The sequence below is a fragment of the Campylobacter sp. CFSAN093249 genome (assembly GCF_011067895.1).
In the GTDB taxonomy this organism is placed as follows: Bacteria; Campylobacterota; Campylobacteria; order Campylobacterales; family Campylobacteraceae; genus Campylobacter_D; species Campylobacter_D jejuni.
Window position 1 is genome coordinate 1 of record NZ_JAAMWM010000008.1, and the last position, 15,434, is coordinate 15,434.

The window sequence follows — 15,434 nt, forward strand, 5'->3', positions numbered from 1 at the left end:
AAAGGTTTTAATTAATCATTTATACCTAGTGAAAAACTAGGTATAAATTTTTTCTTCAATTTAAATTTTTCATCAAAGTTTCTAAAAAGTTTCCAAATATTTTTATACTTCCATTGTTTTAAATTTTAATATGGGGTAAAAACAAATGGAAAGAAGATTGTTTTTAAAAGGTTCAGCTTTAGGTTCTATGGTGGCTTTTTTTGCAAGTTCAAATTTAAGTGCTGTTGTGCTTAAGGATAAGGATTTGTTAGGTTTTAAAGCTGTTAGTGCAAGCACACAAGATAAAGTTATAGTACCGCAAGGTTATGAAGCAAAGGTTTTAATTTCTTGGGGTGATCCACTTTTTAGTAAAGCAAAACCTTATGATGAAAATAAAATCATCGATATGAATGCAGTTAAAAATGCTCATTTGGTTTTTGGAGATAACGATGATGGTATGAGTTTTTTTCCACTTTCAAAAAACAGAGGAATTTTAGCCGTTAATAATGAATATATAAATCCTGAAATCATATTTAATCATCATGGTAAAAATTTAAGCAAAGAAGATATTTTATATGAGCAAGCCAGTGTGGGTGTGAGTATCTTAGAAATCGAAAAAAAGGGTGATGATTGGACTGTGGTTTTAGACTCTAAGTATAACCGCAGAATCGATGCAAACACTAAAATGCAAGTAAGTGGAGCAGCTAAAAAAGAAGTTTTAAAAAATGAAAAATTTGTTCATGGAACTTTTGCAAATTGTGCAAATGGACAAACACCTTGGGGAACTTATATCACCTGTGAAGAAAATTTTGACGATTTTTTTGGAAGTTCAGACGAAAATCTAGAATTTAATGACTCTCTTAAACGCTATGGATTTAACAAAACTAGTCTTTATGGATGGGAAAAATTTGATGAAAGATTTGATTTAGCTAAAAATATCAATGAAGCCAATCGTTTTGGTTGGATAGTGGAAATCAATCCTTTTGATGCAAAAAGCACACCTGTTAAAAGAACTTCTTTAGGGCGTTTTAAACATGAAAATGCAGAAATTATCGTAGAAAAAGATGGTTCTGTTATAGTTTATATGGGTGATGATGAGATGAATGAATTTATTTATAAATTTATTAGCAAACACAAATACAAAAAAGGTGTTGATACAAGTAAAATTTTAGATGAAGGCACTTTGTATGTAGGACAGTTTAACGGCAATGTGGGAGATTTTAAAGGACAGGGAAAATGGATAGCCTTAGAATATGGCAAAAACGGCCTAGATGAAAAAAATGGTTTTAAGTCTCAAGCTCAAGTACTCATCAATACGCGTCTTGCTGCAAGCATTGTAGGTGCAACTCCTATGGATAGATGTGAATGGATAGCAAGCCATAAACAAAGTGGTTCTAAAGAAGTATTTGCAACACTAACGAACAACAAAAATCGCCAAGAACCTAATGCAGCAAATCTAAGAACTAAAAATGTTTATGGACAAATTTTAAAATGGATGCCAAAAAATTCTCATAAAGACGATGATTTTACTTGGGAAATTTTTGCTCTTGCTGGAAATCCTGATAACCAACAAGGCTTATATAAAGGCTCAAATAATATTACAAGTGAAAATAAATTCAATTCTCCTGATGGACTTAAATTTGATAAAGATGGAAGACTTTGGATACAAACAGATGGATCTTATTCTAATAAAGATGAATACGAAGGCATGGGAAATAACTGCATGCTAGTAGCAAATCCAAAAACAGGGGAAATCAGACGCTTTTTAACAGGACCTATTGCTTGTGAATTAACAGGGATTGCTTTTAGTGAGGATTATACCACAATGTTTGTAGGCATACAACATCCAGGAGAAGGTTTAAAAGGTAGTACTTTTCCTTATGGAAAAACACCAAGATCGAGTGTAATGATGATAAGAAAACTTGATGGTGGAGTGATAGGAAGCTAAATAAAAATAAAGTTGCTTTTAGCAACTTTATAAAATCTTAATGCAAGCTTTCTATATAAGCCATAGCACTTAATGCAGCTACAGCTCCATCACCTGCAGCACAAATAACTTGCTTAGGCGCATCTTTTCTAAGGTCCCCTGCGGCAAAAAGTCCAGCAACGCTAGTTTGCATTTTAAGATCAACACTTACTTGCCCACCTTCTTCCATATTGCATAAAAACTTACTATCGTCTTGTTTTAAAATTTCATTTCTTACGTTAAGACCAACAAAAGTAAAAATTCCTGGAACATTTAAATCTCTAATACTACCATCTTTTAATTTTACTTTTACTCCAGCAACACCCATTTTATCGCCATATACTTCATCTACACTTGCGCTAGTAATGAGTTCTATTTTTTCGTTTTTCTTAACTTTTTCTACTGTAGATGGAGCTGCTCTAAACTCATCTCTGCGGTGGATAAGATAAATCTTAGAACAAATATTTGCTAGATATAAAGCTTCTTCTAAAGCCGTATCTCCACCACCTAAAACTGCAACTTCTTTATTTTTATAAAAAAATCCATCACAAGTTGCACAAGTGCTTACACCTTTTCCAAAAAATTCATCTTCGCCCTTAAAACCTGCTTTTTTTGGAGCTGAGCCTGTACAAACTATCACAGCTTTAGCAAGTTCTGTTTTACCACCTTCTAATTTGATGGTAAAACTTCCATCACTATTTTTTAAAATTTGTTCTACTCCAACCATTTCATGTTTTAAACCAAAACGCATACATTGTTCACTCCAAGGAGCCATAAAAGAAATTCCATCCATAACTTGGGCTACACCTGGATAATTTTCTATCTCAGAACTTGAGGTAATTTGTCCACCAGGCATACCTTTTTCAAACATTACTACATTTTTAAGTCCACCTCTAGTTGCATAAAGTCCGGCACTAAGTCCAGCAGGACCTCCACCTATGATTGCTACATCTAACATTTATATTTCCTTTATATTGAATTTTATTATTAATAATGATATAAAAATTATTCTTAATAGTAGTTAATAAAAATTATTATTTAGTATAAATTTGAAATTTTTAAGAAGAAGGCTAGTTATACTAGCCTTTAGTTTATAGTAAAGAGTTTAGTTTATCACTAATTGCTTGTTTAGATTGTGCACCAACGAGTTGATCTACAACTTCACCATTTTTAAAGAAAATAAGCGTAGGAATAGAGCGAACACCAAATTCAGCTGCTAAATCACCTTGTTCATCTGTATTTACTTTGCAAATTTTAGCTTTACCATCGAAGTCATTTGCAAGTTCATCAATAACCGGAGCAAGCATTCTACAAGGTCCGCACCATGGAGCCCAAAAATCAACTAAAGCTACACCTTCTTTTGCTTGAGCAAAATTATCACTTGTTAATTCAATATATTTTCCCATAATTTTTCCTTTCTTTAATTTTTGTCTAATTGTATTTTATTTTTTTAAATATCAGCTTAAAAACTTATATTTTCGCAAAATTGTATCACATCATTTTTAATGCAAATCAGATCAATCTGAAAATCCGATGAAATTCCATTTTTAAGATGATAAAATTCTATAGTTTTTAAAATTTTTTCAAGTTTTTTTCTATCCAAACGCTCGGAAACTTCATAATCATTTTGAGTAAATTTAACCTCTATAAAATGTAAAATTTCATCTTTTTTGGCTATTATATCGATTTCTCCAAATTTAGAATGGAAATTTCTTTTTAAAATTTCAAAGCCTTGTTTTTTTAAAAATTTACAAGCCTTATCTTCACCTAAAATTCCATCTAAATAAGCTTTTAAACCCATTATTCTATACGCATCATAAAAGGTTTGGTTTTTATAAAATCTTGTTTGCGTAAAATTTCAAGCAAATTTTGTATGCTTTTTTCATAAGTTAAATGCGTAGTAAAAAACAAAGTACTGTAATTTTCATCATTTTTTTTAGGTTTTTGTAAGAAACTATCGATAGAAATATTATTTTCACTCATCAATTGTGTGATTTTAGATAAAACCCCTATTTTATCTTCAACTTTCACCCTTAAATAATATTTTGTATAAATTTCATCTTTGCTTAAAAGCTCGTATTCTAAAGTGTTCACAAAACCAAGCATTGGTGCTTTTACCTGATCTCTTGCTATATCCATAAGATCTGAAATCACAGCACTTGCAGTGGCCTCTCCTCCTGCTCCTGCTCCATAATACAAACTTTCACCCAACAAATCTCCATTAATGCTTATAGCATTCATCACTCCATCAACTTTTGCAAGCATTTTTTCTTTATCTATCATAGTAGGATGCACCCTTAATTCTACTTTATTTTCACGCACCTTAGCTATACCTAAAAGTTTTATGGTAAATTCAAACTCATTAGCAAAATACATATCTTCAGGTGCAATTTCACTAATACCCTCGATCAAAATATCTTCAGGTTTAGCTTTAAGATTATAAGCGATACTTGATAAAACAAGCAGTTTATGTGCTGCATCTTGCCCTTCTATGTCAAAAGTTGGATCAGCCTCTGCATAACCTAAATTTTGAGCTATTTGCAAAGCTTGTTTAAAACTCATATTTTTTTGACTCATAGAACTTAAAATATAATTACTCGTACCATTTAAAATCCCTTTTATAGCCAAAATATTATTTGCACTTAAACCTTCTTTTAAAACCTTGATAATAGGAATTCCTCCAGCCACACTTGCTTCATAACCAAAAGCTAAATTTTTAGCCAAATTTTCAAGTTCATAACGATGATAAGCAAGCATAGCTTTATTTGCAGTAACAACAGCTTTTTTCTTTTTTAAAATTTCACTCACTATTTTAAAAGCTTCATCCACCCCACCCATTAATTCTACAAAAACATCTACATCAGCATTTAAAATTTCTGCAACGCTATGAGTAATTGGAATTAAAGCATTTTTTTTAGAACTTCTAGCAAGAGCGATCACAGGAGTTATGCTTTGCCCACATCTTGCACGAATGAGTTTATCATTTTCTAAAAGAAATTTAACCACCGCACTTCCAACAGTGCCATAACCAAGAATCGCTACTTTCATAACTTACTCTTTTAAATATTTTTTGATATTACGTGCAGCTTGGCGTATGCGATTTTCATTTTCAATTAAAGCAATTCTTACATACTCATCACCTGCTTCGCCAAAACCTACCCCAGGACTTACTGCAACACTAGCACGCTGTAAAAGTTGCTTTGAAAATTCTAAACTTTTTAAATGTCTTTTGCTTTCAGGGAGTTTTGCCCAAACAAACATACTTGCTCTTGGTTTTTGAAGTTTCCAGCCTGCATTTTCAAAAGCTTCAAGTAAAATGTGCATTCTTTTATCATAAGTTGCACGGATTTCATCTACACAAGTTTGATCTCCATCTAAAGCTATGGTAGCTGCTACTTGAATAGGTGTGTACATACCATAATCAAACCAAGATTTTATTTTTTTAAGCGCACCGACTAAGCGTTTATTTCCTACTACAAAACCCACACGCCAGCCTGCCATATTGTAAGATTTTGAAAGAGTGTAAGTTTCTACCGCTACATCTTTTGCGCCTTCAATTTCCAAAATAGAAGGAGTTTTATAGTCATCATAAGTTAAATCTGCATAAGCAATATCTGAAATAATATAAAATCTTTCTTTTTTTGCCGTTGTTATCAATCTTTCATAAAAACTTTTCTCACAAGTTACTGTTGTTGGATTATGCGGGAAATTAACAACGATATATTTTGGACGCGGGATGCTTTCATTTAAAGTTTTATGTAAATTTTCAAAAAATTGATTTTCATCAAGCTCAAATTTTTCATTATAAGCTAAAGGCATTTTTGCTACATTACCTCCTGCCATAATAAAAGCTTGAGTATGTATAGGATAAGCAGGAGTTGGCACAATAGCAACATCTCCAGGATTTATAATCGCTCTTGCAAGATTTACAAAACCCTCTTTTGAACCCATGGTAGCTACAACTTCATTTTCAGGATCTAGGTTGACATTATATTTTCTTTTATACCAATTACAAATTGCTAAGCGAAGTTTATAAATCCCCATGGATGTAGAATATCCCGAGGTTTTATCTTTGTTAGCACTTTCACAAAGTTTATCTATAATGTGTTGTGGAGTTTTACCATCGGGATTTCCCATTGAAAAGTCGATGATATCCTCTCCAGCACGTCTTGCTGCCATTTTTATCGCATTTACTTCTACGAAAACATAATTTGGAAGTCTTTCTATGGTATTAAAACGGATTTCATCAAACATTTCTTAATCCTTTATTTTTTAAGTGTGATTTTTAAACCCCTGCGTATGTTATCTAAACTATACATATCGCTTACAATAGCATATATAGCACCATTTGGAATAAGTTCTGAAAAATGATTATTTTTATTTTCGCTTTTTACTGCTTTAATTAGATTTAGATTTTTATCTAAAAAGAAGATTTTAGGAAACCAATTGTCTAAATCATTTGCATCAATAATCAAATTTGTAGCATTTTTTAAATCAAGCACATAGTCTTTAAGAGGCTTTTCTAATGATTTTGGAGTATTTAAATTAACATTTGTATTAGTTTTTAATACAGCATTGGAAAAATTTAAATCATATTCATAGTCATATGTCCCAATACGCTTAATATTATTTATATAGACAGAATTTTCTTTTAAGAGATTGTAAAGCGTTCCAGGATCTAAAACATATTGAGATTCTACTTGTATGGTATAGTCAATATTTCCTTCTCTTAAAATCAAATCTGTAGGGATAAAATATATATATCCAGCATCTGTTAAAACATCGGATAAAATTTTAAAAAACATAACTTCATCAGCTTTTGCTTTAAAATTTAGTCTTAGACTTTGAGGATTTGATAGTGTTAAGGCAATTAAAGAATTGGTTTTTAATATTTGAGATATTTTTGCAATATCACAATTTCCATTATTATCTATGTAAGAATTATTTGAAAATAATAATTCTAGTTGAGAATTTTTACTAGGATTGTTTACTAAATTTTTTGCTAATTCAAGGCTTGAGATTGCAAAAGATATATTAACCCAAAGAGTAAGAATAATAATTTTTTTTACCATTCTTTACCTTTATTTAATTTTACAAATTCAGCAGCTGAAATACTTGTAATTTTTCCATCTTTAATCAAGAAACGTTTTGAAATTCCTGCAGGAAATTTTTGTTCTTTATTTTCTTGATCAAACATTGTTAAAGCTGCAGCCCCTGTTAAAATTAACTGATCTTTATCTAAAGAAATATTAAAATCTTTTTCTTTAACAAAGCTTGTTTTTTTAAGACTTTTTAAATCTATTAAACCTATCCAAATCTTGGTAGAGGTTTTAAAATGTGCTTCTTTTAAAGAATCAGTTTTTGGTGTATTTGTGTCTTCTTGAATTTGGGTATTTTTTTCTTCATCGAGCAGGGTTGTGTTATTTTCACTGATATTATTTTCTATGCTTATGTTTTTATCATTTTCTTGTAATGAGATGTTTTGGCTTGGTAAAACGCTCTCTGTTTGATTTGTTTCTTGTGCTTTATTGTTGTCTATAACAACAACATTGTTTCCACCTAAAGATTTTAAATTTTCTTGTGCTTGTCCTATGATATCTATAACTGTTGCACTAGTATTATTTTGTTCATCTTTGAAAAAAGTTTTAAGTGTATCAAAATAATAAATTCCACTTCCTATAATCACTAAAACAATAAGAACAATCAAAAAAGGCCAAGTGTTAGAGGATTTTTGACTATAAGCATCTAGTTTTGGGGTTATCATTTTTGATTTTGTTTGTGGAGTAGGATTGTTTTCGTTAAGATAAGCTTCATACTCTTCGTTAAAATCACTAAAGTCGAGTTCGTATTCTCTGCTCAAAATTTTAACAAAACCTTTAACATTAAAACGACTTAAAACAGCAAAATTCTTTTCTACTAAAGCTTCAAGAAAATCAAGTTCAATTTGCGTTTTTGCTGCAACTTCTTTTAAATTTAATTCTTGTATTTTTTTCCAATTAAGCATTTAACATCCTATCACAAAGTATTGCAAAAGCAGCGCTGACATTAAGACTATCAAAATTATTTTTCATCGCAATGCCCACACATTCATCGCACTTTTTTATAATTTTAGAGCTTAAACCAAAACCCTCACTACCCAAAACTAAAACTTTTTTACCATTGCTTATTTTTACACTGTGAATTTCTTTTCCCGAGCCATCGCTCGCATAAAAATAAAAACCTACTTGTTTTAGTTCGTTTATTACACTTAAAGCATCGTTGCTTATTGCAATAGGTAAATCAAGAGCCGCTCCGCTGCTTGTGCGAATTACTCCTTCCATGGCTAATTTTTCACCAATAAAAATTAAAGCCCCAACCCCTAAAGCATAAGCTGTACGCGTGATAGCCCCTATATTTCCTACATCGCTAATTCCATAAAGCATAACAATAAAATCATTTTTTTTGATCTCATTTAAATTCGCAAAAGAAATTTCTTTAATATCTAGCAAAAAACCTTGATGATTTCCACCTTTCGCATAAGCTTGAGCAGTTTTAAAATCAAGTTTTTTGATTTTAAAACCTGATTTTGCGATTTTGGAAAAAGTAATTTTATCACATTCTTTTGCTAAATAAAGCTCATTGATACAGTCTTTATGATATTCTAAAATATAAAAAAATATTTGCTTCCCATAAACTATCATATTAAAATTTTACCTAATCTTGACTTAAAAGCAGTTTTTGATAAATTTCTTTTGCATTTTTTCCATTGATCTTTGATAATAATTTTGCTTTTGCTTTTAAAGACAGCTCTAAATCCATAATATCTTTTTCACAAAGAGTATTTTGCAAAAAATTTTGCTCTTTTGATTGCAGTACTACAACCCATTCACCGTTTAAATTAGACTTTTTTAAAATTTCAGAAAGCTCTTTAGCATTGCCTTTAAATTTTTTTTCAAATTTTTTACTGATTTCTTTAATCAAAAAAATTTCCCTTTGGCTGTCTAGAATCATAATCTGTTCTACTAAAGATAAAATACGCTTGGGGGATTCGTAAATAATACTTGGATAAGGAAAGTTTAAAATTTTTTCTATATCTTTTTGTCTTTCTTTGCCTTTATTTGCTAAAAAACCAATAAAGATAAATTCTTTTTGACAAAATGCTGAGCTTACAAGAGCAACTAAGGCTGCATTTGCACCTGGTAAAATTTCATAGGTAATATTATTTTCTTGTGCAAATTCTACCAAAGCCTTGCCAGGATCACTAATCCCTGGCATTCCTGCATCGCTTAAATAAGCTACATTTTTTTCAAATATCTTTAAATCAATACTTGCTAAAACTTCTTTTTCATTATGGGAGTGTAAGGCTATAAATTTAGAAATATGTATATCAGTGTGAAATTTGGTATTTAATAACGAAATCAAAGACTTACTTACTCTTGTATCTTCGCAAAACACAAGATCGCAAGTCTTTAAAAGTTCTAAGGCTCTAAAAGAAATATCGCTTAAATTTCCTATGGGAGTAGGAATAAAATAAAGCATAATTATTGCATTGCGTATTTTTTCTTAAATTTCTCTACACGACCTGCAGCATCTACAATTTTTTCACTGCCTGTAAAAAAAGGATGGCAATTTGAACAAATATCTACTCTTAATTCTGCTTTGTTTGACTTTGTTGTAAAAGTATTTCCACAAGCACAACTTACTTTGCATTCTACATATTCTGGGTGAATTTCTTTTTTCATTAGTTTTCCTTAAAAATTAAAACAATAAGCCGTGATTATAAATTATTTAACATAAAAAAGAGATTAATTTAAGAAAAGTTAAAGCAAAATTTTTGAAGCTATAGCTATAATAGCTGTTTGACTTTTTAGAATATTAGAGCTTTTAAGAGAGATTTTCCGGTTAAACAATAATCTCTCATCATTGTTAAATCCACCTTCAGGACCTATAAAATATAATTCTTTTTCATCGAAATGACTTTGTTGTTCTCCTTGAAAATCAACCATAATTGCATTTGGAAATTTTTGAACAAATTCTTGAGTGCTTTGGTGGATAATTAAATCCATTTTAGTATTTCTACCGCATTGTTCACAAGAAGAAATAATGATTTTTTCAAATCTTTCTAAATCGATTTTAAAATTTCTTTGTGAAAAATTTGTAAAAACCAAATGTAACTTTTTTACTCCAAGTTCATTTAAGAAAGGTAGAGTTTTTTCTAAAATTTTAATATCTATAATGGCTAAGGCTAAGTTTAATTCACTTTGTTTTATATTTTGTGATTTTTTGTTTAAAAATTTTAAAGTGCAAGAATTTCTTGTTAAATTTGTGATTGTATAGTTGTAAAGAAAATTATCTTGTAAATTTCTAAGATTTAGCTCCGAATTTTCCTTTACTCTTCTTACTTTTAAATGGTTAAAGTTTTCACCTTGAAGTTGTATAAACTCTTCTCCAGCTTGCTTGTTATACAAAAATTGCATTTTATAGATATCTTTCTATTAAAAAAGGCAAAAACAATAAAAAAATTTCAAAAGGTAAAATCAAACAACTAATCCATCTAAAAGTGGCATATTTTCTAAATCTTCTTGCTTTTTTAAAACAAACAAAGTGAAAAATTGCTAAGGCAAAAATTAAGATCCAAGAAAAAATCATTACCCAGATATTGACATTCATTTGAAATTGTTTCATTGCTGATAACAAACAACCTGTAAAAATAATCAAAGCTAAAAATAAATAATAAATTGGTAAAAATAATCGTATTCTGCGAATAAAAATGAATTCGGTTTTAAAATTTCCTTGTGTTAGTATAAGATAAAAAAGCATTAAAAAACCGCTCGCATAAAGACTATAAAGATGTAAAGCTAAAAAGAATTCGTAACTTTGATCCATTATTTTCCTTTGTTTATAAAATCAGCTAAATTTTGAATTTGTTCATCACTTAAAAAACTATGGTTTTTATCTTTTATCGTTTTTATTTTTTGTATAAAAATTTTATTGCTCAAGGTTTTAATGGCCGTGCTGTTTTTAGGTTTTAATTCCCCTTTTTCTCCATGACAAGTGGCGCATTTTTGTTTATATAAAGAGTTGATAATACTAGGATTGACTTCATGTTCATCATCTGAACTTTGTGCTTCATCATCTACAGGTAAAGGCAGGTTGGAGTCACTTAATTCTGTTTTTTCATCGTTTTGTTCTATTTGGACTACTTCTTGATCTGTATTTTGAGTCTTGGAAATATTTTTTTCATCATTAGAACAGGCAGATAAAACTAATAAAAAAAAACTTAAGGCAATTAAAATTTTAGCTTTTTGCATTAAATCTCCTTTGGATTTATAAAAATTTCTTCATTTTTTAATTTGTTATAAAAATCTATATCATTCCATTCTGCTTTAATGCCATTGGAAAATTCTATGTCTTGAAGTGAAATTTTTGGCATTAGCTCACTATAGGCATCTTCTCTAAAACCTTGTGCATAACCTGTTCTTGTTTCATGAACAATGATGCTTTGTAAAGTCACTCCTTGTTCTCCATTTACCATTTTCGTTTGTTTTAATAAAGCATCTATAAGTATGAAAAATACACGACAAAAATTTTCAGCACTTACATTAACAGGCAGGCAAATCCAACGACTTGAATATTTTTTCATTTCTTCTAAATATTTTGCGTCATCATATTTAAAAAGAGTGATAGCATGATCAAAACTATCAATAATTTGGCGTATATAGGTTTTTAAAAGTCCAAAATCATAGACCATTCCAGCATTATCTAAATATTTGCTTTCAAGTAAAACTTCAACTTTGTAAGAATGTCCATGAATGCTACTTTTGCAACGCTTAGAAGAACAAAATCTAACAATGTGTGCGTTTTCAAATTCAAATAATTTTCTTATAATCATACACCCTCTTTATCGTTCCAAAGACGAATATGAATTCTATCAGAATAATTATAACCATTCTTAATACAAAATTCAGCAATTTTTTGAGCATTTTTTTTAAGGTTTTGTTCATTTTCACCCATAGGCATACAAAAAATTTGATTTGGAGCTTCTTTTAGAATTTCATTGATTTCTAAAAATGAATTATCAAGGGTATTAGCATCTAAAACAAATTTATAAAAACTATCTTTTGCGTAATTTTTAAATGCTTTTAAAGCTTTAAAATTTAATCGTTTATCTTTTTTTATCCCACTATTTTGGAGTTTAACGCTTAAAGCAAAAATACATTCTTTGTAAAAAGGATATCTATCAAAATCAATTTCTATACTTCCATTGCTTTCAAAGTGTATTTCAAATTTATTTTTTAATAACATTTGGATAAATTTTATAAATTCAGGATTTTCATAATGGATTAATGGCTCTCCACCTGTGATAACAACTATAGGATTAAAGTCTTGTTTTAATTTTATCACTCTTTTTAAAAGTTCATTAGCATTTAAAGTTTCATAACTTTCTTTAAAATCTTTTGTGAAAACAGCTCTTATCGTGTCACATCCAATGAGAGTTTTATCGTTTTTTGATATTTTTACATTAAAACCTAAACAGTTGAAATTACAACCAGCAAAACGCATAAAAATAGCTAATTTTCCATTATATTTGCCTTCTCCTTGAATGCTTAAGAAACTTTCGACAAGTTGCAAAATTAACCTCCAGTTTGATAAAAAGCACGAGATGAGGTTTCATTATCAACAACACTCCATTTATTTTTTTCTGGTTTATTTCTTAATACTTCTTGTAATATTTCTACAGCGGCTTTAATATCACCTTTTCGAACCGCTTCTTTTATGCTTAATGCTTCATCAAAATAAAGGCAAGGTATTAACAAGCCTTCAGCACTTAAGCGTATGCGATTGCAAGAATCGCAAAATTCATGGCTATGAGGATCTATAATTCCAAATTCATAATCATCTGCCTTGTAAATACTCACAGGTGCTTTTTCATCTTTTTTTATAAGTTGAATTTGATATTTTTGACTCAAAATTTGTATAATTTCATCTCTTTTTAATCCTTGTAATTTACCATAAGCATGAGTATTTTCCATAAATTCTATAAAGCGAATTTGAGCTTTTTTTGATTTTGCAAATTCCAAAAGAGATATCAGTTCATCATCGTTTAAATTTTTAAGAGCTACAGTATTAAGTTTTACTTTCAAATCTAGATTTAAAGCTTCATCAATTCCAGATAAAACACTATCTAATACATCTTTTTGCGCAAGAGTTTTTGCTTTTTTGTGATCTAGGGTATCAAGTGAAATATTAAGTCGTTTAAGTCCAGCATTTTTTAGGTCTTTAGCAAAGTCTTTTAGTAAAAATCCATTTGTAGTTATAGCAAGGTCAATATCGCTTTTATAATCGCTAATCATTTTTATAAAAATACTTAAATCTTTTCTTAATAAAGGTTCTCCACCTGTTATACGGATTTTTTCAATTCCTTCGTCTATAGCTGCTTTAACAAATAAAAAAAGTTCTTCGAAGCTTAATAAATTTTCTTTTGGCTGATAATCGAAAGGAATTTTTGGCATACAATAAAGGCAGCGAAAGTTACATCTTTGTGTAACTGAAATTCTAAGATAATTTATCTTTCTACCGAATTGATCTATAAGCATTTATTTTCCATTCTATTTTATTAATTTCTTAAATTTTAAGACAAGTTCTACATTTCCAATGCCAATGCGTAAATCTTTAGCGATTTGTTCTATGCTTTTTCCTTCTTTGAAAAGATTTTCTATTTTTTGTTCTTCTGTATCGTAATTTGGCGTAAGTTTAGCCATGCTTTGTGCTTTTTGTTCCAAATTTAAAAGACGATTTTGTTGTTCATTTTGAAAATCTTCTATGATATGTTCCATAGTTTTTAGTGTTCTTAAAACAGGAGTGATTTTTGAACTGATTTGTTTATCAAGTTCAATTATAATTTCTTCTTTTAAAAGAGAGGTTTTATAGTCTTCATCCTCTTCGCTATCATCTTTAACTCCTAATTCTTTACGAAAATAATGAAGTTCTTTGGTAATATCTTCTATCACATTTTGAAGTTTTGCTATTTTTGCATTATTTTCTCTTTCTTTGATATTCATATAGGCTAGCATTGCAATTAAAAGCACAATTATAAAAACTAAATAAAGTACATCATCACTCATTCTTGGCCTTTCTTATTTCTTATCATATTTCTTTGAATTTCAACAACAAAAGCATCAAAAGCCATTTTGTCTTCAGGCTTAATTTTGATAATTTTTGCCAATGTTTGACTTTGAGCTTTGATAAAAATAGCTATTTTTTGATTATTTAAATCAAATCTTAAATAATATTCTTTATCTTCTTCTAAAATAGTATCCAAAAAATTTAGATATTCAAAATTTAAAGATTCTATTACCCCTTTTTGCTTAAGTGGTATAAGTTCTTTATTTTTATCTAAAGAATTTTCAAGCCTTAAAATATCTTCTTTTAGACTTAAAAGAAGATCAAAAATAATTTTTTCACCCTCATCAAAATCAATGCGTAAAGCAAGTTTTTTCCATTTTAAAATTTGAGAAATTGCTCCAAGTTTTAGGTATTCTCCAAGAAAACGGTTATTTTCTATTTCACAACATTCTAAATGAGCTTCAAATCCTGCTTTAAAAAGTGTTAATTCCATAATAAATCAATCCAAATAAAAATAAAAAAGATAATACTTAAATAACCATTTAGAGTAAAAAATGCTCTATCAATATGAGCAAAATTCTTGTGAACAATTTTATGTTCCAAGGCTAAAATAATACCGCTTATAATTACCCCAATAAGTGCTATTTTTCCAAGTGCTATACCCCAAACTTCCCATACAAAAAGAAGCCAAAATAATACCGCTAAAATATGACAAAAAGCTGATATAAATAAAGTAGCCTTTGAGCCAAATTTAGCAGGAATAGAGTGAAGTCCTACTTTTTTATCATACTCCATATCTTGCAAAGAATAAAGCAGATCAAACCCAGCTGTCCAAAAAGTTACACCTAAACATAAAATAACGCTATAAATGTGAATTTCACCCATAATTATAACACTTCCTGCAATAGGCGCAAGTCCTAAACAAAATCCCAAAACTAAATGCGCTAAAGAACTAAAGCGCTTAAAAGCTGAATAAATAGCCAATACAAAAAGCACAGGAAAAGACAAATAAAAGGCCAAGGTATTAATAAAATAAGAACATGATATAAAAATAAGTGCATTAATAATAATAAAAATCCATACGCTTTTTCTACCTATTTTTCCACTGACATTAGGGCGATTTGCACAACGAGGATTATCCTTATCTATATCTTCATCCATTAAACGATTTGTAGCCATGGCAAAATTTCTTGCACTTACCGCACAAATAATACCTAAAATCAATGCCTTAAAACCAAACCAAGCAGTGTCATTTGCAAGTTTTGATGCTACAATCATAGAGGAAAATAAAAAAGGCAAAGCAAAAATAGAATGTTTAAATACTACAAGTTCTAAAATATCTTTAAATTTTATCCAGAATGTGTTCATTTTTCTACTTTAAAAT

At 29.4% G+C, this 15,434-nt stretch carries 20 protein-coding genes; 1 reads left to right on the top strand and 19 read right to left on the bottom strand.

Annotation, left to right across the window (positions count from 1 at the left end; all coding sequences use genetic code 11):
* Nucleotides 1-145 precede the first annotated feature (145 nt).
* A complete protein-coding gene (locus FBF10_RS07810) occupies nt 146-1,927 on the top strand; it encodes a PhoX family phosphatase (RefSeq protein WP_165433908.1) in 1,782 nt (593 codons plus the stop codon).
* Between the two features lie 37 nt (nt 1,928-1,964).
* Here FBF10_RS07810 and trxB read toward each other — a convergent pair whose 3' ends face one another.
* The 19 genes from trxB to mqnP all read right to left on the bottom strand — a co-directional run bounded on the left by trxB (nt 1,965) and on the right by mqnP (nt 15,418).
* Nucleotides 1,965-2,903: a thioredoxin-disulfide reductase gene (gene trxB, locus FBF10_RS07815; protein WP_002851648.1), complete on the bottom strand. Its 939-nt coding sequence runs from the start codon at nt 2,901-2,903 to the stop codon at nt 1,965-1,967.
* 133 nt (nt 2,904-3,036) lie between these two features.
* The gene (gene trxA, locus FBF10_RS07820) at nt 3,037-3,351 is read right to left on the bottom strand and encodes a thioredoxin (RefSeq protein WP_002778629.1); all 315 of its coding nucleotides are present in this window, start codon (nt 3,349-3,351) and stop codon (nt 3,037-3,039) included.
* 56 nt (nt 3,352-3,407) lie between these two features.
* Nucleotides 3,408-3,746, bottom strand: a complete 339-nt coding sequence (locus FBF10_RS07825; RefSeq protein WP_002882158.1) for a YraN family protein — start codon at nt 3,744-3,746, stop codon at nt 3,408-3,410.
* Entirely contained in the window at nt 3,746-4,993 is a 1,248-nt protein-coding gene (locus FBF10_RS07830) for a homoserine dehydrogenase (RefSeq protein WP_020246828.1), read from the bottom strand. Before FBF10_RS07830 ends, FBF10_RS07825 begins: the two co-directional genes overlap by 1 nt.
* 3 nt (nt 4,994-4,996) lie before the next feature.
* On the bottom strand, nt 4,997-6,199 hold the full coding sequence (locus FBF10_RS07835; protein ID WP_020246829.1) for an LL-diaminopimelate aminotransferase: 1,203 nt from the start codon (nt 6,197-6,199) through the stop codon (nt 4,997-4,999).
* A gap of 11 nt (nt 6,200-6,210) precedes the next feature.
* Nucleotides 6,211-7,017 carry a hypothetical protein gene (locus tag FBF10_RS07840; RefSeq protein ID WP_020246830.1) on the bottom strand — a complete coding sequence of 269 codons (807 nt, stop codon included), beginning with the start codon at nt 7,015-7,017 and terminating at the stop codon, nt 6,211-6,213.
* A complete protein-coding gene (locus tag FBF10_RS07845; RefSeq protein ID WP_002888241.1) occupies nt 7,011-7,949 on the bottom strand; it encodes a membrane protein in 939 nt (312 codons plus the stop codon). Before FBF10_RS07845 ends, FBF10_RS07840 begins: the two co-directional genes overlap by 7 nt.
* Nucleotides 7,942-8,625, bottom strand: a complete 684-nt coding sequence (rlmB, locus tag FBF10_RS07850) for a 23S rRNA (guanosine(2251)-2'-O)-methyltransferase RlmB (protein WP_002901566.1) — start codon at nt 8,623-8,625, stop codon at nt 7,942-7,944. Before rlmB ends, FBF10_RS07845 begins: the two co-directional genes overlap by 8 nt.
* Nucleotides 8,626-8,638: 13 nt before the next feature.
* The gene (gene rsmI, locus FBF10_RS07855; RefSeq protein ID WP_002869759.1) at nt 8,639-9,463 is read right to left on the bottom strand and encodes a 16S rRNA (cytidine(1402)-2'-O)-methyltransferase; all 825 of its coding nucleotides are present in this window, start codon (nt 9,461-9,463) and stop codon (nt 8,639-8,641) included.
* 2 nt (nt 9,464-9,465) lie between these two features.
* Nucleotides 9,466-9,666: a 50S ribosomal protein L31 gene (gene rpmE / locus FBF10_RS07860; RefSeq protein ID WP_002851603.1), complete on the bottom strand. Its 201-nt coding sequence runs from the start codon at nt 9,664-9,666 to the stop codon at nt 9,466-9,468.
* Nucleotides 9,667-9,744: 78 nt separating this feature from the next.
* Nucleotides 9,745-10,401 carry a 16S rRNA (uracil(1498)-N(3))-methyltransferase gene (locus tag FBF10_RS07865; RefSeq protein ID WP_002851903.1) on the bottom strand — a complete coding sequence of 219 codons (657 nt, stop codon included), beginning with the start codon at nt 10,399-10,401 and terminating at the stop codon, nt 9,745-9,747.
* Nucleotide 10,402: 1 nt separating this feature from the next.
* Complete coding sequence (locus FBF10_RS07870; protein WP_002851635.1) at nt 10,403-10,810, bottom strand: membrane protein; 408 nt, start codon at nt 10,808-10,810, stop codon at nt 10,403-10,405.
* Nucleotides 10,810-11,235, bottom strand: coding sequence for a cytochrome c (locus FBF10_RS07875; RefSeq protein ID WP_002867930.1), 426 nt, complete (start codon nt 11,233-11,235; stop codon nt 10,810-10,812). The genes FBF10_RS07870 and FBF10_RS07875 overlap by 1 nt, the downstream gene beginning before the upstream one ends.
* Entirely contained in the window at nt 11,235-11,816 is a 582-nt protein-coding gene (locus FBF10_RS07880; RefSeq protein WP_002858675.1) for a 6-carboxytetrahydropterin synthase, read from the bottom strand. The genes FBF10_RS07875 and FBF10_RS07880 overlap by 1 nt, the downstream gene beginning before the upstream one ends.
* Complete coding sequence (locus FBF10_RS07885) at nt 11,813-12,556, bottom strand: 7-carboxy-7-deazaguanine synthase QueE (protein ID WP_002857378.1); 744 nt, start codon at nt 12,554-12,556, stop codon at nt 11,813-11,815. The genes FBF10_RS07880 and FBF10_RS07885 overlap by 4 nt, the downstream gene beginning before the upstream one ends.
* Nucleotides 12,557-12,558: 2 nt before the next feature.
* On the bottom strand, nt 12,559-13,521 hold the full coding sequence (gene moaA / locus FBF10_RS07890) for a GTP 3',8-cyclase MoaA (protein ID WP_002868437.1): 963 nt from the start codon (nt 13,519-13,521) through the stop codon (nt 12,559-12,561).
* 12 nt (nt 13,522-13,533) lie between these two features.
* Complete coding sequence (locus FBF10_RS07895; protein WP_020246831.1) at nt 13,534-14,049, bottom strand: hypothetical protein; 516 nt, start codon at nt 14,047-14,049, stop codon at nt 13,534-13,536.
* On the bottom strand, nt 14,046-14,543 hold the full coding sequence (locus FBF10_RS07900) for a hypothetical protein (RefSeq protein ID WP_002854663.1): 498 nt from the start codon (nt 14,541-14,543) through the stop codon (nt 14,046-14,048). Before FBF10_RS07900 ends, FBF10_RS07895 begins: the two co-directional genes overlap by 4 nt.
* A complete protein-coding gene (gene mqnP, locus FBF10_RS07905; protein ID WP_002866334.1) occupies nt 14,534-15,418 on the bottom strand; it encodes a menaquinone biosynthesis prenyltransferase MqnP in 885 nt (294 codons plus the stop codon). The genes FBF10_RS07900 and mqnP overlap by 10 nt, the downstream gene beginning before the upstream one ends.
* Nucleotides 15,419-15,434 lie beyond the last annotated feature (16 nt).

Excerpts from the sequence above, each read along its gene's own strand:
- FBF10_RS07810 (WP_165433908.1), top strand. The coding sequence starts at position 146 with ATGGAAAGAAGATTGTTTTTAAAAGGTTCAGCTTTAGGTTCTATGGTG.
- trxB (WP_002851648.1), bottom strand. The coding sequence starts at position 2,903 with ATGTTAGATGTAGCAATCATAGGTGGAGGTCCTGCTGGACTTAGTGCC.
- trxA (WP_002778629.1), bottom strand. The coding sequence starts at position 3,351 with ATGGGAAAATATATTGAATTAACAAGTGATAATTTTGCTCAAGCAAAA.
- FBF10_RS07825 (WP_002882158.1), bottom strand. The coding sequence starts at position 3,746 with ATGGGTTTAAAAGCTTATTTAGATGGAATTTTAGGTGAAGATAAGGCT.
- FBF10_RS07830 (WP_020246828.1), bottom strand. The coding sequence starts at position 4,993 with ATGAAAGTAGCGATTCTTGGTTATGGCACTGTTGGAAGTGCGGTGGTT.
- FBF10_RS07835 (WP_020246829.1), bottom strand. The coding sequence starts at position 6,199 with ATGTTTGATGAAATCCGTTTTAATACCATAGAAAGACTTCCAAATTAT.
- FBF10_RS07840 (WP_020246830.1), bottom strand. The coding sequence starts at position 7,017 with ATGGTAAAAAAAATTATTATTCTTACTCTTTGGGTTAATATATCTTTT.
- FBF10_RS07845 (WP_002888241.1), bottom strand. The coding sequence starts at position 7,949 with ATGCTTAATTGGAAAAAAATACAAGAATTAAATTTAAAAGAAGTTGCA.
- rlmB (WP_002901566.1), bottom strand. The coding sequence starts at position 8,625 with ATGATAGTTTATGGGAAGCAAATATTTTTTTATATTTTAGAATATCAT.
- rsmI (WP_002869759.1), bottom strand. The coding sequence starts at position 9,463 with ATGCTTTATTTTATTCCTACTCCCATAGGAAATTTAAGCGATATTTCT.
- rpmE (WP_002851603.1), bottom strand. The coding sequence starts at position 9,666 with ATGAAAAAAGAAATTCACCCAGAATATGTAGAATGCAAAGTAAGTTGT.
- FBF10_RS07865 (WP_002851903.1), bottom strand. The coding sequence starts at position 10,401 with ATGCAATTTTTGTATAACAAGCAAGCTGGAGAAGAGTTTATACAACTT.
- FBF10_RS07870 (WP_002851635.1), bottom strand. The coding sequence starts at position 10,810 with ATGGATCAAAGTTACGAATTCTTTTTAGCTTTACATCTTTATAGTCTT.
- FBF10_RS07875 (WP_002867930.1), bottom strand. The coding sequence starts at position 11,235 with ATGCAAAAAGCTAAAATTTTAATTGCCTTAAGTTTTTTTTTATTAGTT.
- FBF10_RS07880 (WP_002858675.1), bottom strand. The coding sequence starts at position 11,816 with ATGATTATAAGAAAATTATTTGAATTTGAAAACGCACACATTGTTAGA.
- moaA (WP_002868437.1), bottom strand. The coding sequence starts at position 13,521 with ATGCTTATAGATCAATTCGGTAGAAAGATAAATTATCTTAGAATTTCA.
- FBF10_RS07895 (WP_020246831.1), bottom strand. The coding sequence starts at position 14,049 with ATGAGTGATGATGTACTTTATTTAGTTTTTATAATTGTGCTTTTAATT.
- FBF10_RS07900 (WP_002854663.1), bottom strand. The coding sequence starts at position 14,543 with ATGGAATTAACACTTTTTAAAGCAGGATTTGAAGCTCATTTAGAATGT.
- mqnP (WP_002866334.1), bottom strand. The coding sequence starts at position 15,418 with ATGAACACATTCTGGATAAAATTTAAAGATATTTTAGAACTTGTAGTA.